Raw genomic sequence first — 26,009 nt, 5'->3', positions numbered from 1 at the left:
TCTGCCTGCGTCGCTACGTCGGTGGGGTGGCGCTCAGCGCGCGGCTCGGGCCTCGGCGGGCAGCCAGTCGAACGCCGCCGCGCTCGGCCGGTCGCCCGGCTTGTACTCCAGGCCGACCCAGCCCTGATAACCCGCCTTCCCGAGGCGGCCGAGGAGGTCTGCGAGGGGCAGTGATCCGGTGCCCGGCGCTCCGCGTCCGGGGTTGTCGGCGATCTGCACATGGCCGGTCTTCGACGCGTACCGGTCGATCACCGACGGCAGGTCCTCGCCGTTCATCGACAGGTGGTACAGGTCCATCAGGAAGCGTGCGTTGCCGAGCCCTGTGGCCTCGTTGACCCGGTCGACGATCTCCACGGCGGCGGAGGCGCTGACCAGCGGGTACCTCGGCGACTCGGGCTTGTTGAGGGCCTCGATCAGCAGGGTCGCGCCGATGGTTCGCGCCGCCCGGGCCGCGAGAGTCAGGTTCTCCAGCGCGAGCGTGTCCTGCTCGGCCGGATCCACGCCGTCGACACGGTTGCCGTAGAGGGCGTTGAGCGCCTCGCAGCCCAGCGACTCGGCGAATTCGGCGACCACGTCGACGTTGGCCCGGAACCGCTGCGCCTCCGCGCCCGGGACCGACAGGGAGCCCCGGTCCGGCCCGGGCAGCTGACCGGCGTAGAAGTTCAGGCCGGTGAGCTGGACGCCCGCGTCCTCGATCGCCCTCTTCAGAGCGTCGAGCTCGGACCGTTCGGGGACGGGGGAGTCGACCCAGGGCCACCACAGCTCGACCGCGGTGAAACCGGCCGCCGCGGCGGCCGCGGGACGCTCCAGGAGCGGGAGTTCCGTGAAGAGGATCGACAGGTTGACGTTGAAGCGCTGCGCTGCGGCTGTGCTCGATGGGGATCCTGGCATCGGCCCTGACGCTCCCTTCCCTTGACTCTTTCCATTTTTCCGTAATACGGAAATTCATTTCTGCTTAATGGAAGATTGCCGCCCGGCGTAAGAGCTTGTCAAGAGGGCCGGGGCGGAAAGCGCGACCGCGGGTTAGGTTGAGCGCGTGCGATTGCGAGTGGAGTTCACGACGGAGCCCTTCGACCTCGATGAGGCGCCCACGCACGCGGTGGTGGCCCGCCAGGTCGTCGAGGCGGCCGAGCTCGACGCGGTGGACGTCGGCCCTTTCGGCAACACGGCCGAGGGGGGCGCCGACGCCGTGCTCGCCGCCGTGGACGCGCTGCTCCGCCGGACCCTGGAGTCCGGTGCCACCCGCATCTCCCTCCAGCTCAACGTGATCGGAGAGGGTGCCGAGTGACCGGCGCCGGGGGTGAGTCCTTCATCGGGGCCGTGAAGCCGCTGGTCGACGCCATGGGCGGCGAGATCCTCGCGCCGGACGAGGCGGGCCCGGACGACGTCGTGCTCTCCTGGGAGGGGGCGGAGGTCGTCGCCGTACGGCTGCCGCAGCTCGCGGACTCCCTGGACCACATCCTGGCCGCCCTGGAGCGCAAGAAGGGCAAACCCCTGGCGGACCTGGACCGCAAGGCCAAGCAGGAGGTCGTCCGGATGCTCGAGGCGCGGGGCGCCTTCTCGGTGCGGCACGGTGTGGAAACCGTCGCGGGCGCGCTCGGGGTGAGCCGCTTCACGGTCTACAACTACCTGAACCGCGAAAAAGAGGGCTGAGCGGAGCCCGGGCCTTGGGCCAAATTTTCAACAAAGTGTTGACGTGATGGCGTGGAGGGGCGTTAGCTGGCCCCAGCCCGTTCAGCACGAAGGCCCTTCGCGGCCACGGAGGCTCCCGTGACGTCGACTTCCACGCCCCCGGGCCTGGCCAGGTTCAACGCCCTGGAGGAGCACGCCGCCTCCGCCGAACTCCACGAGGTGTGCGCGTCCACGGCATGGGTGACGCGGCTGCTCGCCGCCCGCCCGTACGCCGACACCGGCAGCCTCTACGCCGCCGGCGACACGGCGACGGCCGAACTGACCCCCGAGGACCTCGCGGAGGCGATGGCCGGGCACCCGCCGATCGGCCGCCCCGAGCCCGGCGACCCCACCTCGACGCGCGAACAGCGCGGCATGGCCGACGCCTCCGAGGAGCTCAGAGCGGAGATGCTCGACCTGAACCTGGCCTACCAGGACCGGTTCGGCCATGTCTTCCTGATCTGCGCCACCGGACGGACCGGCGAACAGATGCGGGACGCGGTCAAGGAACGGATCGGGAACCCGCCGGAGCGGGAGCGGGAGATCGTCCGCACCGAACTGGGCAAGATCAACCGTATCCGCCTCGCCCGCCTGGTCGACGAGGACTGACAAGGGCCGACAAGGGCCGACGAGGGCCGACGAGGACTGACGAGGGCTGAAGATGTCCGACGTCGACGACCGAAGGGGACATGTGACCATGAGCACCAGCACCACCGCCTCGGTGTCGACCCACATCCTCGACACCAGCGCCGGCCGCCCCGCCGCGGGCGTCGCCGTCCGGCTCGCCGCACGCTCCGGGCCCGACGCGCCCTGGCAGGCGCTCGGCGGCTCCGCGACGGACGCGGACGGACGGTGCAAGGACCTGCCGGCGCTGCCCGAGGGCACCGCACACGTACGGCTCGACTTCGCGGTGGAGCCGTACTGGGAGACATCCGCGAACAAGCAAGCCGAGGCGCAGCAGGACGCCCCCGCGCATCGGGACGGCGGTGCCGGGGTGTTCTTCCCGGAGGTGGCGATCACGTTCGCCGTCGTGCCGGGCGAGCACTACCACGTGCCGCTGCTGCTCAGCCCGTTCGGCTACTCCGTATACCGAGGGAGCTAGCTCCATGCCCATTCTGGGACCGAACCAGTACGGCAAGGCCGAGAACCGAGTCGTCAGGATCACGCGGGACGGCGCCACCCACCACATCAAGGACCTGAACGTCTCCGTGTCGCTCTCCGGCGACATGGACGAGGTCCACTACTCGGGCTCGAACGCCACCGTCCTGCCGACCGACACCACCAAGAACACCGTGTACGCGTTCGCCAAGCAGTACGGCATCGAGTCCGCCGAGCAGTTCGGCATCCACCTCGCCCGCCACTTCGTGACCTCGCAGGAGCCGATCCGAACGGCCCGTATCCGCGTCGAGGAGTACGGCTGGGAGCGCATCGAGCACTCCGGCGAGGGCGCGCACTCCTTCGTCCGCACGGGCCGGGAGACCCGGCTCACCCAGGTCACCTACGACGGCTCCCGGTGGGAGGTCGTCTCCGGGCTCAAGGACCTGACCGTCATGAACTCGACCGACTCGGAGTTCTCGGGCTACGCCAAGGACAGGTACACGACCCTTCCCGAGGCGTACGACCGTATCCTCGCCACCGACGTCTCCGGCCGCTGGCGCTTCAACTGGACCGACGACGGGCACTCGACGCCCGACTGGGACCAGTCCTACGAGCAGGTGAAGAGGCACATGCTGGAGGCCTTCGCGGAGACGTACTCGCTGTCGCTCCAGCAGACCCTGTACCAGATGGGTTCGCGCATCATCGACCACCGCGACGAGATCGACGAGGTCCGCTTCTCCCTCCCGAACAAGCATCACTTCCTGGTGGACCTGGAGCCGTTCGGGCTCACGAACGACAACGAGGTGTATGTGGCCGCGGACCGCCCGTACGGCCTGATCGAGGCCACCGTCCTGCGGGACGGCTGCGAGGCGAAGATCCCGGCGGACCTCACCAACCTCTGAAGGACGAACTCATGACAGCAGACCGCCGCACCGTGATCGAGAACGCCGCGATCGCCACCGTCGACGCCGACGACACCACGCACGCGAGCGGGTACGTCGTCCTCGCCGGCAACCGCATCGAGTCGCTCGGCGCGGGCAGGGCCCCCGAGGGCCTGGAGAACGTCGACCGCCGTATCGACGCCACCGGACACCTGGTCACCCCCGGCCTGGTCAACACCCACCACCACTTCTACCAGTGGATCACCCGGGGCCTGGCCACCGACCACAACCTCTTCGACTGGCTCGTCGCGCTCTACCCGACCTGGGCACGCATCGACGAACCGATGGTGCGGGCGGCCGCCGAGGGCTCGCTCGCGATGATGGCGCGCGGCGGTGTCACCACCGCCATGGACCACCACTACGTCTTCCCGCGGGGCTCCGGCGACCTCTCCGGCGCCATCATCCGCGCCGCCCGCGAGATGGGTGTCCGCTTCACCCTCGCCCGCGGTTCCATGGACCTCGGCGAGAAGGACGGCGGCCTGCCCCCGGACTTCGCCGTCGAGACCCTCGACGGCGCCCTCGCCGCGACCGAGGAGACCGTCAAGGAGCACCACGACACCGCCTTCGACGCGATGACCCAGGTGGCCGTCGCGCCCTGCTCACCCTTCTCCGTCTCCACCGAACTGCTCAAGCAGGGCGCCGAGTTGGCCCGCCGTCTCGGCGTGAGGCTGCACACCCACGGCTCGGAGACGGTCGAGGAGGAGGCGTTCTGCCACCAGCAGTTCGGGATGGGCCCGACCGACTACTTCGAGTCCACCGGCTGGCTCGGCGAGGACGTGTGGATGGCGCACTGCGTCCACATGAACGACTCCGACATCGACGCCTTCGCCCGTACGGGGACGGGTGTCGCCCACTGCCCCTCCTCCAACGCCCGCCTCGCCGCCGGCATCGCCCGCGTCCCCGACATGCTGAAGGCCGGCATCCCCGTCGGCCTCGGCGTCGACGGCACGGCATCCAACGAGTCCGGCGAACTCCACACCGAACTGCGCAACGCGCTCCTCGTCAACCGCCTCGGCGCCCATCGCGAGGCCGCCCTGAACGCCCGTCAGGCCCTGCGCCTCGGCACGTTCGGCGGTGCCCAAGTCCTGGGCCGCGCACGCGAGATCGGCTCCCTGGAACCGGGCAAGCTCGCCGACCTGGTCCTCTGGAAACTCGACACCCTCGCCCACGCCTCCATCGCCGACCCGGTGACCGCGCTGGTCTTCGGCGCGGCGGCGCCGGTCACGGCGTCGTTCGTCAACGGCCACCAGATCGTGGAGAACGGACGGCTCCGCACCGCCGACGAGGACGCGATCGCGCGTTCCACACGGGCGGAGGCCCAGCGGCTCGCACGGATCGCCGGGCGGGGCTGAACACCTCCGACGGCCGCCGTCTTCAGCGCCGGTCGAACGCCTGACAGGGCCGCGGCCGTGGGAGGCGCCCCGTGAAGAACGAACGCGGCGGCACGCCCATCAGGGTGCGGAAGTCCGACGTCATGTGCGACTGGTCGTAGTAACCGGTGGCGGCGGCGAGTTGGGCCCACGGGGCGCTCTCCGCGTGCGTCAGCACGTGCCGTACGCGGTCGATGCGGGCGTAGTGCTTGGGGGAGAGGCCGACACCCTCGGCGAAGAGGTTGCGTAGCTGCCGCTCGCTGACCGCGAGATCGCGCGCCACGTCCTTGACCTGCGCGGGAACGCGTCCGGGCCGGGTCGAGAGGGCATCCACGGCGGCCCGCAGCAGCAGGGTCCGCGAGCGGTCGACGGCCGGGGCGAGCCGGCCGGGCAGGGCGCGCGCCAGATGTGCCGGCAGCTCTTCCGCGGTCAACTCCAGCAGCTCTTCGGCGAGTTGCCGAGCCGTGCTGGCCGGCAGGGTGCCCAGGGGCAGGACCTGCCCGACGAGGTCGACCGCCGGGGTGCCGAGCAAGGGCCGCACCGTCCCCGGCCCCAGCCGCAGTCGCACACAGGACCGCACTCGCCGATCGGCGTCCGCGTGGTACGAGGCACGGGCGCGCGGGCCGACGACGAGCGCGTCACGGCGGCCGTCCTCCTCCATCCGTACGACCAACTGGGTCGCGGTGTCCGGAACATGGGTGAAGGAATCCGGCAACTCCCCGCGGACGGCCACCGATTCGATACCGGAGATCCAGGGGTGCAGCGCGTCGGGGACGGTCAGGGGGCGCTCGGCGAGGGCGTCGGTCACCCTCCCACGGTAAGCGCACGGCCCGCCAGCGCGGGCCGCGCAACCGTGCCGGTATTTCCTAGAGCCAAAGGCCCGCGCCCCGCCACCGTGGAGACATGATCCTGGTGACGGGTGCCACGGGCACCATCGGAAGTGACGTCGTACGACAACTCGCGGCGCGTGGGGAGAAGGTGCGCGCGCTGACCCGTGATCCGGCGCGGGCACAGGTGCCGGCCGGGGTGGAGGTGGTGCGCGGGGACTACCTCGACCAGGGCTCGCTGGACGCGGCGATGTCCGGGGCGACGGCCGCGTTCCTGGTGGGGGTGCCGGGTCCGGACACGCGGCACGACCAGGACCTGGTGGCCGCGGCCGGGGCGGCGGGAGTGCGCAGGCTGGTGAAGCTCTCCGCGATCGCGACCGGCGATCCCGGGGTGGGCCCGTCCGGCACCTGGCACCTCGCCGGGGAGCGTGCCCTTCGGGACAGCGGGGCCGAGTGGACGGTGCTGCGCCCCTCCTCCTTCGCCTCCAACACGCTGAGCTGGGCGCGACCGATCGGAGCGGGCGAGCCGGTGCCGAACATGACCGGGGACGGGCTGCAGGGGGTGATCGACCCGCGGGACGTGTCCGAAGTGGCGGTGCGGGCCCTCGTCGAGGAGCGGCACTCGGGACGGACGTACACGCTGACCGGCCCGGAGACGATCAGCGTTCCCGGCCAGGCCGCCGTGCTCGCCGCGGTCCTCGGCCGCCCGGTCACCACGCACGACCTCACGCCGGACGAGACACGCGAGTTCCTGCGTACCTGGGGCCTCGACGAGGCGCAGGCGGAGGGCGTCCTGGGCGGCACCGCCTTCGTCCGTGCGGGCGGCAACGCCGTTGTCACCGAGGACGTACGGGAGGTGCTGGGCCGACCGGCGCGAACGTACCGGGAGTGGGCCGAGGACCACAGAGGGGCGTTCGTGTCGGAGTGAGGCCGGTGGTGGCGGTCGGTCCGTGGTCGGTCAGAGCCCGAACACGGCCGGATCCGCGGCGAGTTCCTTGAAGTACTGCCGCGGGTCCGCCACCAGTCTGCGCTGTTCCAGATCCAGCAGGCCGCCGACCGCCGTGACCTCGGCCGCCACCGTGCCGTCGGACTTGCGGATCGCCTGCCGGATGCGGAACGTCTTGCCCTCACCCCATTCGAAGGCGCAGGTCACCTCGACCTCGTCGCCGGCGAGCAGCTCCCGGTGATAGCGGATGGTGGTCTCCAGGGCGACCGGGCCGACGCCCTTGCCGGTGAGGCGGGACTGGCTGATTCCCGCCGCCTGAAGCAGGGACCAGCGGGCGTGCTCCGCGTAGTTGAGGTAGACGGCCTGGTTGAGATGCCCCTGGACGTCGGTCTCGTAGCCGCGGACGGTCACGGGGACGGAGAACGGCTCGGTCATGACTTCCCCTTTCTCTCGATCTTGGCATGCTCATCTCGTCCGGCGTGGCGACGCCAGTAGATATCGAGCCCTCGTGCGGGGTTCCGTGTACTCGCCGGCCTGCCAGCCCGCCGCCTCCAGGGTGGCCGCGCACCCGCGCAGCGCCTCGGGGTCGGACTCCCGCACGGCGACGGCCTCCGGCTGCGGGGTGGCGCGCACCCGGTAGCCGTCGTCGTCCGGCCCGGCGGGGCGGTGTCCGGCCGCCTCCAGGGCGAGTGCGGCGGCCTGCACGAGATGGGCGCGCTCCCAGCCGCACGGCCGGTCGGTGGCGCCGTCCGGGTTGGTCATCCGGCGCAGCTCCAGCAGGCCCTGCCAGGCGCTGTGCACCTCGCGGACGCGGGCGGGGGAGTGCCCCGGCGGTTCCTCCTCGCCGCCGACGCGGGCGGTGAAGACATCCGATGCCGGGGGCGTCGGCGGCTCGGGAGCCTCGGGCACCGCCTCCCGTATCCGGTGCCCGGCCGGCGTCAGGAAGTGGTCGTGTGGCGGACGCGGGTGCCGGAAGGCGAGCCCGTGCTTCACCAGGGCCGCCAGCTGCGCCGGAGTGCCCCGCAGGCGCCCGGTGACGGGATCGGCGCCGTCGATGACACGCCGTTGCGCGGCGGTCGGCGGTCGTGTCACGGCCTGCTCCCTCCCGGCTCGGGGGCGTGGGCCCACCTGTGTCCGAGACTACGAGCCGGGTCTGACATTCCACTCGGCGATCACCGGCCGCCCGTGTTCCGTGCCCAGGCGGCCCAGCGTTCCCGTCGCCAGTTGGAACAGCGCGCCGTGCGCCGCGGACAGCCCCAGCCGCCGGGCGGTGAGGACGCGCAGGAAGTGCCCGTGCGCCACCAGGACGACCGCGCCCTCGGTGTCGGCGGCGGCCGCGTCCGCCGTGGCCAGTACGCGGTCGGCACGCTCGCCGACCTGCTCCGGGCTCTCCCCGGGGCGGTCCGGCGGCCCGGGTGCGACCCCGTCCGTGAACAGGAACCAGTCCGGTCGGGTGCGCTGGATCTCGGCGGTCGTGACCCCTTCGTAGCCGCCGTAGTCCCACTCGACGAGGTCGGTGTCGACCCGCGCGTCGGGCAGCCCGATCAGCTCCGCGGTCTCCCTGGCCCGCCGCAGCGGGCTGACGAGGGCGGCCCTGATCCGGTGCGACCGGATCAGCGGAACCAGCCGCCGCGCCTCGGCACGGCCCTGCTCGGTCAGCGGGACGTCCGTCCGGCCGGTGTGCCGGCCCGACCGCGACCACTCGGTCTCACCGTGCCGCACCAGGAAGAGATCAGTCATACGCCCCAGATTAGGAGGGCGTCACTGCCGGTACCCCCCGAGGAACCGCCCGATCCGCCCGATGGCCGCCTCCAGGTCGTCCGCGTGGGGGAGGGTGAGGATGCGGAAGTGATCGGGGGTCGGCCAGTTGAAGCCGGTGCCCTGGACCACCTGGATCTTCTCCCTCAGCAGCAGGTCGAGGACGAACTTCTCGTCGTCGTGGATCTTGTGGACCTTGGGGTCGAGACGCGGGAACGCGTACAGCGAGCCCTTCGGCTTCACACAGGACACGCCCGGGATCTCGTTGAGCTTCTCCCAGGCCACGGTGCGCTGTTCGTGCAGACGGCCGCCGGGCGCGGTCAGTTCGTGGATGGACTGGCGGCCGCCGAGCGCGGCCTGGATGGCGTACTGCGCGGGTGCGTTGGCGCACAGCCGCATGGAGGCCAGCATGGTCAGGCCCTCCAGGTAGTTCTTCGCGTGCTGCTTCGGTCCGGTGACCACCAGCCAGCCCGACCGGAAGCCGGCCACCCGGTACGTCTTCGACAGGCCGCAGAAGGTCAGGACCACCAGGTCGGGGGCGAGCGCGGCGACCGAGTGGTGCACGGCGTCGTCGTACAGGATCTGGTCGTAGATCTCGTCGGCGAAGACCATCAGGCCGTGCCGGCGGGCGAGGTCGAGGATGCCCTCGATGATCTCCTTCGGGTAGACCGCGCCGGTGGGATTGTTCGGGTTGATGATGACCACGGCCTTGGTGCGGTCCGTGATCTTGGACGCCATGTCGTCCAGGTCCGGGTACCAGTCGGCCTGCTCGTCGCAGAGGTAGTGCACCGCCTTGCCGCCCGCGAGGGTGGTGACGGCCGTCCAGAGGGGAAAGTCGGGGGCCGGGATGAGGATTTCGTCGCCGTCCTCGACCAGCGCCTGTACGGCCATCGAGATCAGCTCGGAGATGCCGTTGCCGAGGAAGACGTCGTCGACGCCGACCTGCAGACCCAGCGACTGGTAACGGCCCGCCACCGCCCGGCGGGCGGAGAGGACGCCGCGCGAGTCGGTGTAGCCGTGCGCCTGGGGCAGCATGCGGATCATGTCCTGGAGGATCTCCTCCGGCGCCTCGAAGCCGAACAGCGCGGGGTTGCCGGTGTTCAGGCGCAGCACGCTGTGGCCCGCCGCCTCCAGTGCGTCGGCGTGCTCGATCACCGGGCCGCGGATCTCGTAACAGACCTCGCTCAGCTTGTTCGACTGCCGGAACTCCATGCGCTTACGCCCCTCCGGTTCGTGGTGTTGCTTGGTTTTACCAAGCATGAGCTTGGAAAGTCCAACAACTTGTTTAGACTGCGTCGCATGTCACCTCGCCGAAGCTACGACCAGTACTGTTCCGCGGCCCGGGCGCTCGACGTCGTCGGCGACCGCTGGACCCTGCTGATCGTCCGCGAACTGCTGGCCGGACCGCGCCGCTACACGGACCTGCATGCCGACCTGCCGGGCGTGAGCACGGACGTCCTCGCCTCACGGCTGAGGGACATGGAGCGGGACGGCCTCGCGACCCGGCGCAGGCTGCCGCCGCCCGGTGCGGCCACGGTGTACGAACTCACCGCACGCGGGCGGCAGTTGCTGCCGGTGCTGCAGGCACTGGGGGCCTGGGGTGTGGCCGAGCTGGGAGAGCGGAAGCCCACCGACGCGGTGCGCGCGCACTGGTTCGCGCTGCCGCTGCTGCGTGCCGTCGAGGGCGAGGGTGTCGTCGAAGTGCGGCTGGAGGAAGGGGAGTTCCATCTCCTGCTCGGCGCCGAGGACGGTCCCGTGTACGGCGACGGCCCCGCCCCCGGTGAGCCCGACGCCCGGCTGGTGCTGGACACGGCCACCTGCACGGCGATCGCACGGGGCGAGTTGAGCGTGACCGAGGCGGTGCGAGCGGGTCGCGTCGAGGTGACCGGCGACGGCACGTTGGCGAAGGCGTTGCGGGACATGTGACGTGACGTGACGTTGCACGAGGTGGCGGCTCATGTCCGGCGATGGGCGACGTGTCCCGCGCATGGACAGGTCGCAGGACACGGGAGAGGCCCGCCGCGGCACCACGCGACGGGCCTCCTCCGATGAACCGTCAGGCGCCCGGCGGCACCCGCGACGGCCGCCCCGTGCCCCGGGTCAGCCGGTAGCCGCCGACCCCGGCGAGCGCGGCCAGCACCCCGCCGAGCGCGGTCCACACCCACCGGTCGGACCACCAGCCGGAGGACCAGCCGTCATCGGGCTCGATCGCGGACAGCACGGGGGAGTCCGACGAACTGTCCGCGTCGGAGGACGTGTCGGAATCGGACGTGTCGGACTCGGAGTTGTCGGATTCCGACGCGACCGCGATGCCCGGTACCAGCGGCTTCGCCAGCGAGCCGTCCACGGCGGCCGACCCGCCGATGTCCTTCGAGTCGACCCGCAGCTCCGTGTCGACGGTCAGGCCCAGGTCGGCCGTGGTGAGGTCGACGGCCGTCAGCCGGACGTAGTACGTGCCGGGCAGCGGGTCGTTCGCCCACGGCTCCGACCAGGCGCGGACCGTGCGCAGCACACAGGTCAGTTGTACGGACGCGGTGCCCGCCGCGACGGTGCGCGTCTGCGCGCCGTACTGGCAGGACTGACGCCGGCGCAGACCGTCGTACACGTCGATCTGCCAGGTCTCGGCGGCGTGCGCCGCGGGCAGCTTCACCTTCGCCCCGACGGTGGGGCGCTGGCCCGCGTCCGCCGGGAACGACCAGTACATGTAGTCGCCCGCGGATCCGTTCGCGGTGACCGTCCGGCCCTGCTCGATCTCGGTCGCGGTACGGAACGAGGTGCCCGCGGCGGCGGGCGCCGAACCGTCGCCGGACGCGCTCGGGGACGGCGAGGAGTCGGCTGCCGCCGGAGACACGGCCAGCCCGAGCATCAGCAGCGAAGCGCTCAACGCGCGTGTGACTCGCATCAGTTGGTCCTCCAGACCGCGACCCGCCAGCGCGACAGCCAGCCCCAGACGAGACCGGCGAGGAAGCCGGTGAGGATCAGTACACCGAGCAGCCACCAGCCGCGTCCGAGGCCGAAGGAGGCCACATCGCTCGCGTCGCTCGGCCCGTCCACCACATCGACGGTCAGTTCCAGCGGCATGCCCGGCGTGACCTTCACCCCGGAGGCCGCCGAGAAGGAGTTGGTCACCTGGAGGCACACCGTCTCGGTGTCCGGCTTGTCGCTGTCGTCGTCGTCCCGCTCGGGTTTCGGGTAGCGCAGCCCGGTGGAGATGACGTCCGTACGGCCGTTGCCCGCGGCCTCGCCGCGCACGATCTCACGGCCGTGCACGGTGACGGCCCGCAGCAGCGCCCCGTAGTCGGGGTTGACGGTCCGGTCGGCCGCCACGCTCACCGAGGCGCGCAGCTCCTGGCCCGCAGGCACCTCCACGCGGTACCAGCGCTCCTGGCCGAACTCCTCGCGGTCGGTGTACAGGCCCGACCTGAGGGTGGGGGCCTTCGGGCACGCGTCGGCGCCCCGCGTCGCCACCGGTGTCACCACCGGATCGGCCGCCCGGTCCACCAACTGGTTGACGCGGTCGGTGAGTTGGTCCGTGTGCTCCACCGAGGTGTAGGTACCGCCGGTCGCCTCGGCGATGCAGCTGAGCTGTCGGCTCAGCTTGGTGCTCGGCACCAGGCCGAGCGTGTCGATGGTCAGCCCGATGCCCTTGGCGGCGATCTCGCGGGCCACCTCGCACGGGTCGAGCGGGGCGCAGGTGTCCTCGCCGTCAGTGATCAGCACGATCCGCTTGGAGCCCTCACCGCCGTCGAGGTCCTCGGCCGCCTTCAGCAGGGCGGGTCCGATGGGCGTCCAGCCGGTGGGCGTGAGGGTCGCCACCGCCGTCTTCGCCTCGGTACGGTCCAGTGGGCCGACCGGGTACAGCTGCGCGGTGTCCTTGCAGCCCGTCTTGCGGTCGTCCCCCGGGTAGTTGGCGCCCAGCGTGCGGATACCGAGCCGGACCTCCTCGGGAGTGGCGTCCAGCACCTCGTTGAAGCCCTGCTTCGCCGCGGCCATCCGCGACTGGCCGTCAATGTCCTTCGCTCGCATCGAACCGCTCACGTCGAGGACGAGGTCGACCTTCGGCGCGTCGGCGGTGGTCTCGTCGGCGGCCGCCGCGACCGGGAACGCGATCCCGGCCGTCAGGGCGGCGAGCAGGGCGCACACTCCCGCCGCCAGCCGTTTACTTGTGATCATCGGCGGATCCTATTGACCGGCGGCGCCGGGCTCCAAAACGGCCGATCAGCGCAGCGGGTTGGGCAGCCCGGTCCACTGGTCCCCGGGCGTCCCCGGCGACAGCCGCATCAGCGTCAACGCCTTGGCGGGCACCGGCTCTTCGACGAGTGCGACGAGGTCCGGCGTGCGCGGCAGATCCGGTACGGCGCTCTCCAGCGCCCCCCGCAACGCCGCCGCCGACCCCGCCGTACCGGCGAGCGAACCGGCCACCAGCGAACCGAACAGCTTGCGGCGCAGGGCCGTCACGTCGTCGGTGACGACGCGTCCGGTCAGCTCCGGGACCGGGATGCCGTGCCGGGCCAGCCGCGCCGGGCTCACCCGGATGTCGGCGAGGTCCCGGTAGACCAACCGCACGGGCGCGCCGCTCGCGGACAGCACCACCAGGAGGTTCTGGCCGTGCGCCTCCAGCGCCACCCCAAGATCCAGCAGCCGCAGCCCCACCGTGAGCGCGAGACGGGTGAAGTCGGCGAGCCAGGCGGGGGAGTCGGACAGCCCGGTGCTGGAGAGCGCGGCCACCGGCACCACACGCTCACCACTGCCCGGGGCCGCGTACGCCCGCGGCGACTCCCGCAACACCGCGGCGATGTCGGGGGAGTTGGCGCTGACCGCGCCCAGGGTGCGGGTGATGTGGAGCAGACCGTCCAGCCGTGCGGCCAGTGTCTCCGCGAACGCCGACAGGGTCGCGGACAGCGCGACGGAGGTGACGGAGATGTCCCGCACCGACGACGTCAGCCGGGCGCTCAGCGCGGTCTTCACATGCGGTCCGCAGGGCTCGTCGAACGCGCCCGGCAGCTCCAGCGTGCGCAGGGACATCAGCGGACGCGCGTCGATCCCGGTGTCGCACGCCCGCTTCAGCACATGCTCCGCCTGCCAGGGATGCGTCGGCACCAACAGCCGCTCACCGTCCCGCAGTTCGTCCGGCCAGTCACCCGTCACCAGGCACTCGCCTGCCGTCACCGGCAGCAGCCCCAGCCGCACCAGCGGCCCGTGCTCGGGCCCGTAGGCGAGCTGTTCGGCCACCGAGAACCCCGGCCGGGAACGGCAACCGGGGTGATACGGATGCCCGTCGACCACCCGCCGCTCCCACTCCCAGTCGTGCACCGGCCACGTGGCCGAGGGCGCCGGCGCCCCGGCCCGGGACAGCGCCAACGAGGCGACACTGTGGCCGAGCTCGACGGCGAAGTCGCTGCCGTGCGCCACGGCGAGGTCGGTCATCAGCCGCGCCGGATCGTCGTACGCCACCTCGTCGAGTCGTACGGCGCGGACGTACCCGGCGGTGGCGTACGGGTCCGGACGCGGGCCGTGCAGCCGGCGGCCGTCCGACAGGCGCAGCGTGAGCCCGTCGGGACCGTCCGCGCGGTCCGTGAGCCAGGGGAGCGGTTCATGGGTGAGCGCACGCCACAACCGGGTCAGGACGGCCGCCCGGGCCCCGGGCAGCTCGGCCGCGTACCGGGACACGAGGCCGGGGCGTACGACGGCCAGCTCCTCGGCGACCGCGGCCTCGGCGGTGGGGGGACTGTGCACGGGCGGGCTCCTCGGGTACGCATGGGATGTCACGGCAGGTGGTGACGGCAGACATACTGATCATCGCCGCCCGAACGGACCGTAGAGAACGAGTGGAACGCGTGGATCCCTTTCCCCCGCCCGACCCCGACGCCGCCGCTGCCCCGCGCGACGACGTCGACGATGTCACGGACCGCGCCGACGCCTACGCGGCGGCGCCCCTGCTGAACTGCCTGCTGCGGGAGGTGGCCGAGCCCGTCGAGGAGCCCGCCGCACCGGACGCCCGCCGCGTGTACCGGCTGCCCGGCGGCAGACTGCTGCGCGTGTACGGACGGCGGCGGCCCGCCGGACCCGAGGTCCACGCGGACGGCGGCTGGCGGCGCGTCGACCACCCCGAACTCGTGAAACTCGTCGCGGAGGAACTGGTCCGGCACACCGGCCTGTCCAACCCCGACCTGCCCACCGAGATGATCGACAGCCGGGACGCGGTCGCGGCGCTGCTCACCGCCCGCGCCCGCGTGGCCCCGCCGCACGACCCCTACCTGCGCTCCGAGCAGTCCCTCATCACCGGCCACCCCCACCACCCCGCTCCCAAGGCGCGCGGCGGCGGCCCCGTCGCCGACTGGCTGCCCTACGCCCCCGAGGCGCACGCCCGCTTCCCGCTGATCCTGCTCGGACTGCGGGCGGACACGGTCGTCGAGGAGGGCGACACCTCGGTCCTGGACGCGCTCGGCCAGGCTCCGCCCGGCTACCGGCTGCTGCCCGCCCACCCCTGGCAGCTCGACCTGGCCGCCCCCGTCCTCGCCCCGGCCTTCGCGGACGGCCGCCTGATCCGGCTGGGCGAGACCCCGTTCGAGACCTGGCCGACCGCCGCGATCCGCACGGTGTACGCCCCCGACCGGGACCTCTTCCTGAAGTTCAGCCTCGACGTGCGCATCACCAACGACATCCGCCGGCTGTGGCGGCACGACCTGCTGAAGCTCCGCCGGACGGACACGGCGGCACGCGAGGCCCTCGCCGCGGTCGACGGACCGGCGGCCTGGCTGAGCGACACGGGGTACCGGACCGCGGCCTTCGCCTTCGAGGAACTCGCCGTGCTGGTCCGCGACGGACTGCGCGGCCACCTCCTGCCCGGCGCGACCCCGCTGCTGGCCGCCGGGCTGGCGGAGGGCTTCGAGGGCAGCCCGCTCGACGGGGCGCGGGACCCGGCGGCCTGGTGGGAGGCCTACCTGGCCCAGGTCGTGCCCCCGGCTCTGACGGCCTTCGGCGACCACGGCGTCGTACTCGAAGCGCATCTGCAGAACACCCTGGTCGCCGTCGACGCCGACGGCACACCCGTGCAGGCACTGTTCCGGGACGCCGAGGGCGTCAAGCTGCTGCCCGAGGTGTCCCGGGCGGCCGGCTGGGAGCGGCTCGTGTACTGCCTGGTCGTCAACCACCTCGCGGAGATCGCCGCGGCCCTGGCCGAACGGACGCCCGGCCTGGATCCCTGGCCCGCCGTCCGCCGTGAGCTGTCCCGGCACGACCTCCCGGAGGCCGCCGCCCTGCTCACCTCGCCCACCCTGCCCGGCAAGACGAACCTGCTGCTGCGCTGGACCGGCGCGGACGGCGCCGACGCCCGCTACCGACCACTGCCCAACCCCCTCGCCGGGTGAGCGGTCTATTCGGTCCCCCTACGACCAGGCAGAAGCGCTCCCACGGCGCGTTCCACCTCCGCGACGCGGTCGGCGAGCCCGACCGCGTCGGTGTCCGGCCTGTCGCGCAGCAGCAGCTCGATCTGGGCGAGCCGCTCGGTGATCTCCGCGATCTCCGTGAGCCGGGCCGTGTCCTCCGCCACCGCGTACATCGCCAACTGTCGGTTCTTACGGTGCAGATCGAGAAAGACATTGACCTTGGTGCGCAGCACCCACGGGTCGATGGGCTTGGCGATGAAGTCGGCGGCTCCGATCGCGTATCCCTTGTAGGCGTATTCAGCGGCGCTCTCGGTGCCGGTCACCAGAATGATGGGCACGTGCTTGGTCTGGTCGAGGCGCTTGATGTTGGCGGCGGTCTCGAAGCCGTCCATGCCGGGCATCCGGACGTCCAGCAGGACGACCGCGAAATCCTGGCGCAGCATCGCCTTCAGCGCCTGCTCCCCGGAGCGTGCGCGGACCAGGTGCTGGTGCAGCGGGCTGAGCACCGCCTCGAACGCGATGAGGTTCTCCTCGATGTCATCGACGATGAGGATGCTGCCCGTCTCGGCCGGCTTGGGGCTCATGGAGTGCCTCCGGGCGGATCGTGGGCGTTCTCGTCCGAGTCCGGCGGATCGTGGGCGTCCTCGTCCGAGTCCGGCGGTTCGTCGGCGACGCCGGGGTCCCGTGCCGGTGCCGGGGAGTCGCTCTGCGGGTCGAGCAGATCACAGATGACCGCCAGCAGGCGGTCCATGTCCACCGGCTTCGGTACGTAGCCGTTTGCGCCGCTGTCGATCGCCCTTTCGCGGTCCCCGGGCATCGCCTTGGCGGTGAGCGCGATGATCGGCAGGTGAGCGAGGCGAGGGGTGCCCCGGATGGTGTGAATGGCCTCGTACCCGTCCATCTCGGGCATCATGATGTCCATCAGGACCAGCGACACCTCGGGGGACCGCTCCAGGACCTCAAGGCCCTCCCGGCCGTTCTCCGCGTACCGCACGGTCATACCGACCCGTCCCAGCGCGTGCGTCAGGGCGAAGACATTGCGGATGTCGTCATCGACGATGAGGATGCGACGGCCCGCCAGGACACGGCCGGGGCGCCCGGTGAGCCATTCCTTGAGCCGTGTCGTCTCCGGCCAGGTGTCCTCGCGGCTCTCGACGGCCCCCGTGGTCGCCTTGCCCTTCTGGTCGTCCGCGGGGCGGTCCGGAGCCAGGACGTCGGCGCCCAGCGTCCTCCCGTCGTCGAGCGCCGGCTCGGGTGACGCGTCCTCCCCGATGTCCGTCGTCGCCTGGATCTCCGAAGCGAGCGCGGGCGCGACGCCGACGGTGCGCAGGTCCGGCGTGCCCTGCGCGGCCAGGGCGCCGGGGTGGTACGAGGGGATGTAGAGCGTGAACCGTGACCCCACATTCGGCTCGCTCTCGGCGACGATCTTGCCGCCGAGCATCCCCGCGATCTCCCGGCTGATGGACAGGCCGAGGCCGGTGCCCCCGTACTTGCGGTTGGTGGTGCCCTCGGACTGCTGGAACGCCTCGAAGACCAGCGGAAGCTTCTCCGGGGCGATACCGATCCCGGTGTCTTTCACGGAGAACGCGATGACGGCTTCCGCGTTCCTGAGCGTCTCCTCCTCGAACCGCTCTCCCGGCACCCGGTTGACGCGCAACTCCACGCTGCCGTCATGGGTGAACTTCACCGCGTTGGACAGCAGGTTGCGCAGCACCTGCTGGAGGCGCTGCTCGTCGGAGTACAACTCCGCCGGTACCTCCTTCTCGACCGCGATCTCGAAGCCCAGACCACGATCGATGGTGAGCGGCCGGAAGGTCGCGTGGACGTAGTCGAGCAGCTTGATCAGCGGGAGTGTCCTCGGACGCACGTCCATCCGCCCGGCCTCGATCTTCGACAGGTCGAGGATGTCGCTGATCAGCTGGAGCAGGTCGGAACCCGAGCGGTGGATGGTGGTCGCGAACTGCACCTCCTGCTCGCCCAGGTGTCCGTCGGGGTTGTCGGCGAGCAGCCGGGCCAGGATCAGCAGGGAGTTGAGCGGCGTGCGCAGTTCGTGCGACATGTTCGCGAGGAACTCCGACTTGTACTGGGAGGCGGTCGCGAGCAGGGCTGCCTTCTCCTCCAACTCGGCGTTGGAACGCTGGAGTTCGTCCGACCGCTCACGCAACTGGGAGGTGAGCCGCTGTGACTCCGACAGCAGCGACTCGGTACGCGAGTTGGCGATGATCGTGTTGATCGAGACGCCGATCGTGTTGACGAACTGGTCGACGAAGGCCAGGTGCACATCGCTGAACCGGCTGAGCGAGGCCAGCTCGATCACTCCGAGCACCTGGTCCTCGAAGATGATGGGCAGGATGACGATGCTGGCCGGGCGGGCCGTGCCGAGCCCCGAGTTGATCGTGATGTAGTCCGGTGGGGCGTCGATGATGAGGATGCGCTTCTTCTCCTGCGCCGTCTGTGCGATCAGTCCGCGGCCCGGGGTGCCGGTGCCGGGGAGTGGGCCCCGCCCGTCGGCCTGGTCGGTGCCGTACCCGGCGATGAACTGCAGACCCTCGCCGGGCGGCGCTCCCGCCTCGGCCAGGAAGAACGCACCGAAGTGTGCGTTCACCAGCGGGGTCAGCTCGCGCAGGATCAGGTCGGCGACCTCCACCAGGTCGCGGTGGCCCTGCATGAGCCCGGCCATGCGGGTGAGGTTGGACTCCAGCCAGTCCTTGGCACGCGTGGTCTCGCGGAGGTTGGAGACCATGAGGTTGATGTTGTTCTGCAGTTCGGCGACCTCCCCCTGTGCCTCGACCGTGATGGCGCGGGACATGTCGCCCTGGGTGACCGCACCGGCCACCTCGGCGATCGCCCGGACCTGGGTGGTGAGGTTCAGGGCCAGCTCGTTGACGTTGGTGGTCAGCCGCTTCCACGTTCCGAAGACGCCCTCGACACGGGCCTGACCGCCCAGCTGCCCCTCACTGCCGACCTCCCGGGCCACGCGGGTGACCTCGGAGGAGAACGAGGAGAGCGTGTCGACCATCGTGTTGATGGTGGTCTTCAGCTCCAGGATCTCGCCTCGCGCGTCCACGTCGATCTTCTTCGACAGGTCGCCCTGGGCGACGGCCGTGGCCACCTGGGCGATGTTGCGCACCTGCGAGGTCAGGTTGTCGGCCATGAAGTTGACGTTGTCGGTGAGGTCCTTCCACACCCCGGACACCCCGCGGACCTGGGCCCGGCCGCCCAGTGATCCCTCCGTGCCGACCTCGCGCGCGACCCGGGTGACCTCGTCGGCGAACGCGCGCAGCTGCTGGACCATCGTGTTCACGGTGTCCTTCAGCTGCAGGATCTCGCCGCGGGCGTCGACGGTGATCTTCTTCGACAGGTCGCCGTTGGCGACCGACGTGGTCACCTGGGCGATGTTGCGCACCTGCGAGGTCAGGTTCGACGCCATGAAGTTGACGTTGTCGGTCAGCTCCTTCCACACGCCGGAGACCCCGCGGACCTGCGCCTGTCCGCCCAGGTTGCCCTCGGTGCCGACCTCGCGGGCGACGCGGGTGACCTCGTCGGCGAACGCGGAGAGCTGGTCGACCATCGTGTTGATCGTCGACTTCAGCTCCAGGATCTCGCCCTTCGCCTCCACGGTGATCGTCTTGCCTAGGTCGCCCTGGGCGACGGCCGTGGCCACCTGGGCGATGTTGCGCACCTGCGAGGTGAGGTTGTCCGCCATGAAGTTGACGTTCTCCGTGAGGTCCTTCCACACCCCGGACACCCCGCGGACCTGCGCCCGGCCACCGAGCCGCCCCTCGGTGCCGACCTCACGGGCGACACGGGTCACCTCGCCCGCGAACGCCGACAGCTGGTCGACCATCGTGTTCACGGTGCTCTTGAGCTGCAGGATCTCGCCCCGGGCGTCCACCGCGATCTTCTGGCTCAGGTCGCCGGTGGCGACGGCGGTGGTGACCTGGGCGATGTTGCGTACCTGCGAGGTCAGGTTCGACGCCATGAAGTTGACGTTGTCGGTGAGGTCCTTCCACACCCCGGACACCCCCGGTACCTGGGCCCGGCCGCCCAGCTGCCCCTCCGTGCCGACCTCGCGCGCGACCCGGGTGACCTCGTCGGCGAACGCGCGCAGCTGGTCGACCATCGTGTTCACGGTGAGCTTCAGCTCCAGCAGCTCTCCGGTCGCCTCCACCGTGACCTGCCGGGTCAGGTCGCCGCGCGCGACCGCCGTGGTCACCACCGCGATGTCGCGCACCTGCGCGGTCAGCCGGGAGGCCATCGTGTTGACCGCCTCGGTCACGTAGCGCCAGTCGCCGGTCAACCCCTCCAGCGTGGCACGGCCGCCGAGACGGCCCTCGGTGCCGACCTCCCGGGCGACGCGGGTCAGCTCGCCGGTGAACAGCGACAGCTGCTCCACCATGCGGTTCACCCCGCTGCCCAGGCGCCGTAGATCGCCGTGGAGCGGGCGTCTGCCGTCGTGCAGCTCGGCGCGCTGCGTCAGATCACCGTCCGCGACGGCATCGAGGACGCGCGTGACGTCCACGATCGGGACGGCCAGCGCTTCCAGCAGGGCGTTCGCCGCATCCACGCTCGTCGTCCACCCTCCCGGTCCGGGACTCGCCGTGAGCCGTTCGTCCAGCCGGCCCGGCCGGACCACCTCCCGGCGCACCCGCTCGAGCTCCGCGGCCAGGTGTGCGTTGCGCGTCATGACCCGGTTGAACACCCCCGCGATGTCGGCGAGGACACCTTCGGGCAGGTTTCCCATGCGTACGGTGAAGTCCCCGTCACACAGAGAGTTCATGGCGGCGAGCAGCGGACGCAGTTCGGCCACGCGTACCCACTCGCCGTCCCGGGGGGAAGCGGGCCGCCCTGAGCTCTCGGGGCCGGTTCCGGCGGGCTCGCGCTCCCGGAAGTCGGGCCCGGGGGAAGCGAGTTCGGACTCGTGGTGAGGTTCCATGACGCCACACATTTCAGGACAAACACACGATTGCTTCCCATTTAGGCTACATTCGACCTGTATTCGTCGGCAGCTAGATCTTGGCAGGGGGTTCGCCAGTGGGGTCGTCCCCTGATCCGCGCGCGGCGGCTGCTCGGATGCGCGTACCGGCCAACGAGCTCGCGGCCTCGGCGGCCCGCAAGTTCCTGCGTGCCGTGCTCGCCGAGCGGACCGCACGGCAGTCGCCCGGGGCGCCGACGATCAGTGACCGGTCCGTCGACGACGCCGTGCTTCTCGTCAGTGAGCTGGTCACCAGCGCTGTCGCGCAATCCGGGTTCGAGGTCGAGGTGGCCTGCCGCATCGAGGCCGGTCCTGGCCTCCCGGACGGTTCCGCGCGGTCCGAGGCCGACGCTGAAGGTGTGGGTGTCGTGGTCGAGGTGGTGGAGCGCGGCTCCTCCGGCAGCCTCGTCGACGGCGACGACGTACCGAGCAGCCTGCGCGGCCATGGGCGACAGCTGATGCGCGCCCTGGCCGACTCCTGGGGGGTGACCTACCGGCTCACCCGGACGGTCACCTGGTTCCGTCTGGAGTGCGCGACGGTGTCCCCGCTCACCACCGCGGAGCAGGGCCTGGCCGGTCCTCTCGCCGAGGCCCCCCGCAGCGGGCCGTCCGTCCCCGCGTCCGTCCTGCCGCGCGAGAGCACGGCCCGCAGCTCCGAATGGGCCGAGCGCGCCGGACAGTCGTTCCTGGCCGAGGCCGGAGAACTCCTCGCCGGGCAGCTGGACGAGGACATGGTCGCGGCGCTCGCCGGACAGCTCCTGGTCCCCAGACTCGCCGACTGGTCCGGCGTATGGCTGACCACGGACAGTGCCGAGATGCGGCTCTCACATGTCTGGCACACGGACGAACGCGAGATCCGCGCGCTCCGCCACGTTCTGGAGCAGGACCGTCCGCCCGCCGGGCTGAGCACGACCGGTGTCTCATGGCCCTGGCCCGCGTCGCAAGGCGCCGGGAACACGGCCGGTTCGGCGCTGGCGTTCCCCCTGGTCGCGGGCGGTATGTACCACGGCACCCTGCTGATCGGCCAGGTGGGGCTGCCGCAGCTGACGGACGCCGTGGTCCGTCTCGCGGAGGACGTGGCCCGGCGCATGGCGCAGGCGGTGGTCACCGCCCGCCACTACACACGGCAGGCGAGCATCAGCCGGACGCTCCAGCGCCGACAGCTGCCCACCTCCCTCGCCACCATTCCGGGCGTCGACACAGCGATCGTCTACGAGCCCTGGGGTGAGGGCCAGACCGTCGGCGGGGACTTCTACGACCTGTTCCCGATCAAAGACCGCCGGTGGTGCTTCCTGCTCGGCGACGTGAGCGGCCACGACGTGGAGGCGATGTCCGTCACCGGCCTGGTCCGGCACCTCGTGCGGGTGCTGGCACGTGAGGGTCACGGCGTCGAGTCGCTGCTCAACCGGCTGAACCACGCCATGGCGGAGGAGGTCGCCGAGGCCATGGCACTCCGCGGCGAGCGGGAGGGCTCCCGGTTCCTGAGCCTGCTGTACGGGGAGCTGGAGCCCGACTCGGTCGCCGGCGGCGCACGGTGCACCATGGCCTGCGCCGGGCACCCGCCCCCGTTGCGGCTGGCGGCGGACGGCGCGGTGACGCCGGCCGCGGACTCGCAGATGCTGCTCGGCATCGAGGAGCAAGCCGAGTTCCACGCCAACTCCCTCACCCTGGCGCCCGGCGAGTCGCTGCTGTGCGTGACCGACGGGGTAACCGAACGCCGCAGGGGCACGCGGCAGTTGGACGACGACGACGGCCTGGCGGAGGTGCTGCGCGGATGCGCGGGACTCGGCGCGAAGGCCGTCGCGGAATGTGTCCGGCGAGCCGTTCACGACTTCAGCTCCGAGCCGATCGAGGACGACCTCGCCGTACTGGTGCTGGAGGCGGTGCCGGTGCCCAGGAGCGCCAGAACGGTGGCGGCGGCGATCGGTTGACGCTGCCGTGACGTCACCGCGGTGCCGCTCAGCAGCACGGCCTCGGGAGCCCTGGCGGTGGGATCACCGGGAGGCGGTGCGCGGTGGCTCGTCGGCTCGCCGGTGGAAACACCCGGTTACTATGCACACTTCATGCCCGAGGCCGGGTGCGAGGGGCGCACGGTCATCGACGGACGGCTCGGGAGGCAGGGAGATGAGCATGGCAGCCGCAGCTCCTGAGGTGTCTGGCCCAGGACCATGCTGAGGACGGTCACCGCGACCCGTTATGTCGCGCCCCTGCGGTCCGGCGGCTCCGTGCCCGGCGTCGTCGAGGCCGACGACCTCGGCACCTACGTCGTCAAGTTCACCGGCTCCGCGCAGGGCACGAAGGCGCTGGTCGCCGAGGTGATCGTGGGTGAGCTGGCGCGCGCCCTGGGACTGCGGTTCCCCGAGCTGGTCCTGGTGGAATTCGATCCGGCGATCGCCGACAGCGAGCCCCACCAGGAGGTGCGGGAGCTGCACGGCGCGAGCGCGGGACTCAACCTGGGCATGGACTACCTCCCCGGTGCCAAGGACTTCACCCCGGAGATCGCCCAGACCTTCCCCGTCGACCCGCTGGAGGCGGGCCGGATCGTCTGGCTGGACGCGCTGACCGTCAACGTCGACCGTACGGTCCACAGCTCCAACCTGATGGTCTGGCCGACCCTCAGGATCGCGCCCGCACGGTTGTGGCTGATCGACCACGGCGCCGCGCTCGTCTTCCACCACCGCTGGGACGGCGCGGACCCCGAGAAGGCGTACGACTTCCGCCACCACGCGCTCGGTCACAGCGCGCCCGACGTGCGGGCCGCCGACGCGGAGCTCGCGCCCAAGGTCACCCGGGATCTGCTGCGGGCGATCACCGCCGAGGTCCCGGACGCCTGGCTGGCCGACGAGGCGGGTTCCCGGACCCCGGACGAGGTCCGCGAGGCGTACGTCGACTATCTGCACGCGCGGGTGCGGGCCTCCGCCGCGTGGCTGCCCACCGGCTTTCCCACCCGGGAGGAACGCGCCGCCGAGGAGGCCCAGCGGGCGGCGAGGACCCAGCAAGGACGGCCGAACTGGCTCAAACGGGTCCCCGACCTGCACGGCGAACCGGCCGCGGAGCAGGACTGGTCGGTGCACCTGGGATGACGGCGCGGCCGGATGCCCAGCGGGTCGGGATCGAGTACGGCACAGGGAGCAGGGGCCTCCCTCAGCCGACCGCCGTGAAGCGGGCGATACGCGACCGAGTGGCCCCGGGGAAGCCGCTGGGCCACTCGGACACACCCGCGTGAGCGTCAGCCCCTGAGCTGCTCGTAGGCCGGCAGGGTCAGGAAGTCCGCGTAGTCCTCGTCGAGGGCGACCTCGAGGAGCAGGTCGTGAGCCTGCTGCCAGTGACCGGCCGCGAAGGCCTCCTCGCCGAGTTCCGCGCGGATGTTCCGCAGCTCCTCGGCGGCGACCTCGCGGGCCAGTTCCGGCGTGGCCTTCACCGTGGTCCCGGCGTGCTCGAACTCGACGCCCGCGTTGATCCACTGCCAGATCTGCGAGCGGGAGATCTCGGCGGTCGCCGCGTCCTCCATGAGGTTGAAGATGGCGACCGCGCCGAGCCCGCGCAGCCAGGCCTCGATGTAACGGATGCCGACCTGGACGGCGTTGACGAGACCGTCGTACGTCGGCCTGGCGTCCAGCGAGTCGACGGCGATCAGGTCGGCCGCCTCGACGTGGACGTCCTCGCGGAGCCGGTCCTTCTGGTGGGGCCGGTCGCCGAGGACCTTGTCGAAGGACTCCATGGCGATCGGGACCAGGTCGGGGTGGGCGACCCAGGAGCCGTCGAAGCCGTCGCCCGCCTCACGGTCCTTGTCGGCGCGGACCTTCTCGAAGGCGACCTTGTTGACCTCGGCGTCCCGGCGGGACGGGATGAACGCCGCCATGCCGCCGATCGCGTGCGCGCCGCGCTTGTGGCAGGTATGGACGAGGAGTTCGGTGTACGCCCGCATGAACGGGGCGGTCATCGTCACGGCGTTGCGGTCCGGGAGGACGAACTTGGCGCCGCCGTCACGGAAGTTCTTGACGATGGAGAACAGGTAGTCCCAGCGGCCCGCGTTCAACCCGGAGGCGTGGTCGCGGAGTTCGTAGAGGATCTCCTCCATCTCGTACGCGGCCGTGATCGTCTCGATCAGGACGGTCGCGCGGACGCTGCCCTGCGGGACGCCCACGTAGTCCTGCGCGAAGACGAAGACGTCGTTCCAGAGGCGGGCCTCAAGGTGCGACTCCGTCTTCGGGAGGTAGAAGTACGGGCCCCTGCCGAGGTCGAGCAGGCGCTGGGCGTTGTGGAAGAAGTACAGCCCGAAGTCGACGAGGGCGCCGGGGACCTGGGTGCCGTCGGCGTCGACGAGGTGACGTTCGTTCAGGTGCCAGCCGCGCGGACGCATGACGACGGTGGCGAGCTCGCTGTCGTCCTTCAGGGCGTACGACTTGCCCGACCCCGGGTCCGTGAAGTCGATGTTCCGGGTGTACGCGTCGATCAGGTTGCGCTGGCCGAGGACGACGTTCTCCCAGGTCGGCGCGGAGGCGTCCTCGAAGTCCGCGAGCCAGACCCGGGCGCCCGAGTTGAGGGCGTTGATGGTCATCTTGCGGTCGGTGGGGCCGGTGATCTCGACCCGCCGGTCGTCGAGGGCGGCCGGGGAGGGGGCCACCTTCCAGGAGTCGTCCGCACGGATCGCGGCCGTCTCCGGGAGGAAGTCGAGCGTGGAGGTACGGGCGATCTCGGCGCGGCGCTCGGCGCGCCGGGCGAGCAGCTCGTCACGCCGGGACGTGAACCGGCGGTGCAGTGCGGCCACGAAGGCGAGGGCCCCCTCGGTGAGGACCTCCTCCTGCCGGGGCAGGGGCTCGGCGTCGACGATGGCCAGCGGGGACGGCGCTGGTGCGGACATGGCTGTCACTTCCTTCAGCGAGCTTGGCACCGGGTGCCGGGCGACCCGGGTGGGGCGAGGAACACCCGGAGGAGGGACCGGATGCTTCTGGAAAATGGATACTAGTTTCCTCATCGTGGAATTTCAATGGTTTGTTGATATCAAGACTCTTTGCGCCGACGCAAGGTGGCG

The 26,009-nt window shown here is 71.2% G+C and carries 23 protein-coding genes; 11 read left to right on the top strand and 12 right to left on the bottom strand.

Features of this window, described 5'->3' with window-relative positions:
* Window positions 1–33 precede the first annotated feature (33 nt).
* Window positions 34–891 (bottom strand): TIM barrel protein, encoded by an 858-nt coding sequence (locus ACFYRY_RS32645; protein WP_389153743.1) that lies wholly within the window; start codon window positions 889–891, stop codon window positions 34–36.
* A gap of 145 nt (window positions 892–1,036) precedes the next feature.
* On the opposite strand from ACFYRY_RS32645, the gene ACFYRY_RS32640 reads away from it, so the two are divergent.
* The 6 genes from ACFYRY_RS32640 to ACFYRY_RS32615 all read left to right on the top strand — a co-directional run bounded on the left by ACFYRY_RS32640 (window position 1,037) and on the right by ACFYRY_RS32615 (window position 5,062).
* Complete coding sequence (locus tag ACFYRY_RS32640; RefSeq protein ID WP_389153740.1) at window positions 1,037–1,288, top strand: hypothetical protein; 252 nt, start codon at window positions 1,037–1,039, stop codon at window positions 1,286–1,288.
* Window positions 1,285–1,653 carry a helix-turn-helix domain-containing protein gene (locus ACFYRY_RS32635; RefSeq protein WP_389153737.1) on the top strand — a complete coding sequence of 123 codons (369 nt, stop codon included), beginning with the start codon at window positions 1,285–1,287 and terminating at the stop codon, window positions 1,651–1,653. Before ACFYRY_RS32640 ends, ACFYRY_RS32635 begins: the two co-directional genes overlap by 4 nt.
* 117 nt (window positions 1,654–1,770) lie before the next feature.
* A complete protein-coding gene (gene uraD / locus ACFYRY_RS32630) occupies window positions 1,771–2,280 on the top strand; it encodes a 2-oxo-4-hydroxy-4-carboxy-5-ureidoimidazoline decarboxylase (protein ID WP_389153734.1) in 510 nt (169 codons plus the stop codon).
* An 88-nt stretch (window positions 2,281–2,368) separates the two neighbouring features.
* Window positions 2,369–2,773 (top strand): hydroxyisourate hydrolase, encoded by a 405-nt coding sequence (gene uraH / locus ACFYRY_RS32625; protein WP_389153731.1) that lies wholly within the window; start codon window positions 2,369–2,371, stop codon window positions 2,771–2,773.
* 4 nt (window positions 2,774–2,777) lie between these two features.
* Window positions 2,778–3,671, top strand: coding sequence for a factor-independent urate hydroxylase (gene pucL, locus ACFYRY_RS32620; protein ID WP_389153728.1), 894 nt, complete (start codon window positions 2,778–2,780; stop codon window positions 3,669–3,671).
* Between the two features lie 11 nt (window positions 3,672–3,682).
* Window positions 3,683–5,062, top strand: coding sequence for an 8-oxoguanine deaminase (locus tag ACFYRY_RS32615; protein ID WP_389153726.1), 1,380 nt, complete (start codon window positions 3,683–3,685; stop codon window positions 5,060–5,062).
* Between the two features lie 22 nt (window positions 5,063–5,084).
* On the opposite strand, the gene ACFYRY_RS32610 is transcribed toward ACFYRY_RS32615, so the two are convergent.
* On the bottom strand, window positions 5,085–5,888 hold the full coding sequence (locus tag ACFYRY_RS32610; RefSeq protein ID WP_389153723.1) for a helix-turn-helix domain-containing protein: 804 nt from the start codon (window positions 5,886–5,888) through the stop codon (window positions 5,085–5,087).
* A 95-nt stretch (window positions 5,889–5,983) separates the two neighbouring features.
* Here ACFYRY_RS32610 and ACFYRY_RS32605 point away from each other — a divergent pair, with 95 nt between their 5' ends.
* Window positions 5,984–6,835: an NAD(P)H-binding protein gene (locus tag ACFYRY_RS32605; RefSeq protein WP_389153720.1), complete on the top strand. Its 852-nt coding sequence runs from the start codon at window positions 5,984–5,986 to the stop codon at window positions 6,833–6,835.
* Window positions 6,836–6,865: 30 nt separating this feature from the next.
* Here ACFYRY_RS32605 and ACFYRY_RS32600 read toward each other — a convergent pair whose 3' ends face one another.
* From ACFYRY_RS32600 to ACFYRY_RS32585, 4 genes are read right to left on the bottom strand one after another with little or no spacing between them, the layout of a single operon-like run.
* The gene (locus ACFYRY_RS32600; protein WP_389153717.1) at window positions 6,866–7,288 is read right to left on the bottom strand and encodes an acyl-CoA thioesterase; all 423 of its coding nucleotides are present in this window, start codon (window positions 7,286–7,288) and stop codon (window positions 6,866–6,868) included.
* Between the two features lie 30 nt (window positions 7,289–7,318).
* A complete protein-coding gene (locus ACFYRY_RS32595; protein WP_389153713.1) occupies window positions 7,319–7,945 on the bottom strand; it encodes a hypothetical protein in 627 nt (208 codons plus the stop codon).
* 48 nt (window positions 7,946–7,993) lie between these two features.
* A complete protein-coding gene (locus tag ACFYRY_RS32590) occupies window positions 7,994–8,593 on the bottom strand; it encodes a histidine phosphatase family protein (protein WP_389153710.1) in 600 nt (199 codons plus the stop codon).
* 21 nt (window positions 8,594–8,614) lie between these two features.
* Window positions 8,615–9,823, bottom strand: coding sequence for a pyridoxal phosphate-dependent aminotransferase (locus ACFYRY_RS32585; RefSeq protein WP_389153707.1), 1,209 nt, complete (start codon window positions 9,821–9,823; stop codon window positions 8,615–8,617).
* An 87-nt stretch (window positions 9,824–9,910) separates the two neighbouring features.
* Between ACFYRY_RS32585 and ACFYRY_RS32580 the strand changes: the two genes are divergently transcribed.
* A complete protein-coding gene (locus tag ACFYRY_RS32580; RefSeq protein WP_389153704.1) occupies window positions 9,911–10,537 on the top strand; it encodes a winged helix-turn-helix transcriptional regulator in 627 nt (208 codons plus the stop codon).
* A gap of 130 nt (window positions 10,538–10,667) precedes the next feature.
* Here ACFYRY_RS32580 and ACFYRY_RS32575 read toward each other — a convergent pair whose 3' ends face one another.
* The 3 genes from ACFYRY_RS32575 to ACFYRY_RS32565 are packed head-to-tail and all read right to left on the bottom strand — an operon-like array spanning window position 10,668 to window position 14,347.
* Window positions 10,668–11,513, bottom strand: a complete 846-nt coding sequence (locus tag ACFYRY_RS32575; protein WP_389153702.1) for a hypothetical protein — start codon at window positions 11,511–11,513, stop codon at window positions 10,668–10,670.
* The gene (locus ACFYRY_RS32570; protein WP_389153699.1) at window positions 11,513–12,784 is read right to left on the bottom strand and encodes a VWA domain-containing protein; all 1,272 of its coding nucleotides are present in this window, start codon (window positions 12,782–12,784) and stop codon (window positions 11,513–11,515) included. Before ACFYRY_RS32570 ends, ACFYRY_RS32575 begins: the two co-directional genes overlap by 1 nt.
* A gap of 45 nt (window positions 12,785–12,829) precedes the next feature.
* Window positions 12,830–14,347 carry an IucA/IucC family protein gene (locus ACFYRY_RS32565; protein ID WP_389153696.1) on the bottom strand — a complete coding sequence of 506 codons (1,518 nt, stop codon included), beginning with the start codon at window positions 14,345–14,347 and terminating at the stop codon, window positions 12,830–12,832.
* A 92-nt stretch (window positions 14,348–14,439) separates the two neighbouring features.
* Here ACFYRY_RS32565 and ACFYRY_RS32560 point away from each other — a divergent pair, with 92 nt between their 5' ends.
* Window positions 14,440–15,981, top strand: coding sequence for an IucA/IucC family protein (locus tag ACFYRY_RS32560; protein WP_389153934.1), 1,542 nt, complete (start codon window positions 14,440–14,442; stop codon window positions 15,979–15,981).
* 5 nt (window positions 15,982–15,986) lie between these two features.
* On the opposite strand, the gene ACFYRY_RS32555 is transcribed toward ACFYRY_RS32560, so the two are convergent.
* Together ACFYRY_RS32555 and ACFYRY_RS32550 are read right to left on the bottom strand one after the other, a co-directional pair.
* The gene (locus ACFYRY_RS32555) at window positions 15,987–16,583 is read right to left on the bottom strand and encodes a two-component system response regulator (protein WP_389153694.1); all 597 of its coding nucleotides are present in this window, start codon (window positions 16,581–16,583) and stop codon (window positions 15,987–15,989) included.
* Complete coding sequence (locus ACFYRY_RS32550; protein ID WP_389153691.1) at window positions 16,580–20,935, bottom strand: HAMP domain-containing protein; 4,356 nt, start codon at window positions 20,933–20,935, stop codon at window positions 16,580–16,582. Before ACFYRY_RS32550 ends, ACFYRY_RS32555 begins: the two co-directional genes overlap by 4 nt.
* Before the next feature lie 137 nt (window positions 20,936–21,072).
* Between ACFYRY_RS32550 and ACFYRY_RS32545 the strand changes: the two genes are divergently transcribed.
* Both ACFYRY_RS32545 and ACFYRY_RS32540 read left to right on the top strand, forming a co-directional pair.
* Window positions 21,073–22,905 carry a SpoIIE family protein phosphatase gene (locus ACFYRY_RS32545; RefSeq protein ID WP_389153688.1) on the top strand — a complete coding sequence of 611 codons (1,833 nt, stop codon included), beginning with the start codon at window positions 21,073–21,075 and terminating at the stop codon, window positions 22,903–22,905.
* Window positions 22,906–23,142: 237 nt separating this feature from the next.
* Window positions 23,143–24,057, top strand: coding sequence for a HipA family kinase (locus ACFYRY_RS32540; protein ID WP_389153685.1), 915 nt, complete (start codon window positions 23,143–23,145; stop codon window positions 24,055–24,057).
* Between the two features lie 146 nt (window positions 24,058–24,203).
* Here the strand turns inward: ACFYRY_RS32540 and aceB are convergent, their stop codons facing one another.
* A complete protein-coding gene (gene aceB, locus ACFYRY_RS32535) occupies window positions 24,204–25,838 on the bottom strand; it encodes a malate synthase A (RefSeq protein ID WP_389153682.1) in 1,635 nt (544 codons plus the stop codon).
* Window positions 25,839–26,009: the final 171 nt, after the last annotated feature.

Origin of the sequence: Streptomyces sp. NPDC005263 (genome assembly GCF_042872365.1) — a bacterium.
GTDB lineage: Bacteria > Actinomycetota > Actinomycetes > Streptomycetales > Streptomycetaceae > Streptomyces.
Note: the sequence above shows the minus strand (reverse complement) of the source record. Positions and strands in the feature narration are given on the sequence as shown.

Excerpts from the sequence above, each read along its gene's own strand:
- ACFYRY_RS32580 (WP_389153704.1), top strand. The coding sequence starts at position 9,911 with ATGTCACCTCGCCGAAGCTACGACCAGTACTGTTCCGCGGCCCGGGCG.
- ACFYRY_RS32585 (WP_389153707.1), bottom strand. The coding sequence starts at position 9,823 with ATGGAGTTCCGGCAGTCGAACAAGCTGAGCGAGGTCTGTTACGAGATC.
- ACFYRY_RS32590 (WP_389153710.1), bottom strand. The coding sequence starts at position 8,593 with ATGACTGATCTCTTCCTGGTGCGGCACGGTGAGACCGAGTGGTCGCGG.
- aceB (WP_389153682.1), bottom strand. The coding sequence starts at position 25,838 with ATGTCCGCACCAGCGCCGTCCCCGCTGGCCATCGTCGACGCCGAGCCC.
- ACFYRY_RS32605 (WP_389153720.1), top strand. The coding sequence starts at position 5,984 with ATGATCCTGGTGACGGGTGCCACGGGCACCATCGGAAGTGACGTCGTA.
- ACFYRY_RS32575 (WP_389153702.1), bottom strand. The coding sequence starts at position 11,513 with ATGCGAGTCACACGCGCGTTGAGCGCTTCGCTGCTGATGCTCGGGCTG.
- ACFYRY_RS32570 (WP_389153699.1), bottom strand. The coding sequence starts at position 12,784 with ATGATCACAAGTAAACGGCTGGCGGCGGGAGTGTGCGCCCTGCTCGCC.
- ACFYRY_RS32545 (WP_389153688.1), top strand. The coding sequence starts at position 21,073 with ATGCGCGTACCGGCCAACGAGCTCGCGGCCTCGGCGGCCCGCAAGTTC.
- uraH (WP_389153731.1), top strand. The coding sequence starts at position 2,369 with ATGAGCACCAGCACCACCGCCTCGGTGTCGACCCACATCCTCGACACC.
- ACFYRY_RS32645 (WP_389153743.1), bottom strand. The coding sequence starts at position 891 with ATGCCAGGATCCCCATCGAGCACAGCCGCAGCGCAGCGCTTCAACGTC.
- ACFYRY_RS32540 (WP_389153685.1), top strand. The coding sequence starts at position 23,143 with ATGCTGAGGACGGTCACCGCGACCCGTTATGTCGCGCCCCTGCGGTCC.
- ACFYRY_RS32550 (WP_389153691.1), bottom strand. The coding sequence starts at position 20,935 with ATGGAACCTCACCACGAGTCCGAACTCGCTTCCCCCGGGCCCGACTTC.
- ACFYRY_RS32615 (WP_389153726.1), top strand. The coding sequence starts at position 3,683 with ATGACAGCAGACCGCCGCACCGTGATCGAGAACGCCGCGATCGCCACC.
- ACFYRY_RS32555 (WP_389153694.1), bottom strand. The coding sequence starts at position 16,583 with ATGAGCCCCAAGCCGGCCGAGACGGGCAGCATCCTCATCGTCGATGAC.
- pucL (WP_389153728.1), top strand. The coding sequence starts at position 2,778 with ATGCCCATTCTGGGACCGAACCAGTACGGCAAGGCCGAGAACCGAGTC.
- ACFYRY_RS32600 (WP_389153717.1), bottom strand. The coding sequence starts at position 7,288 with ATGACCGAGCCGTTCTCCGTCCCCGTGACCGTCCGCGGCTACGAGACC.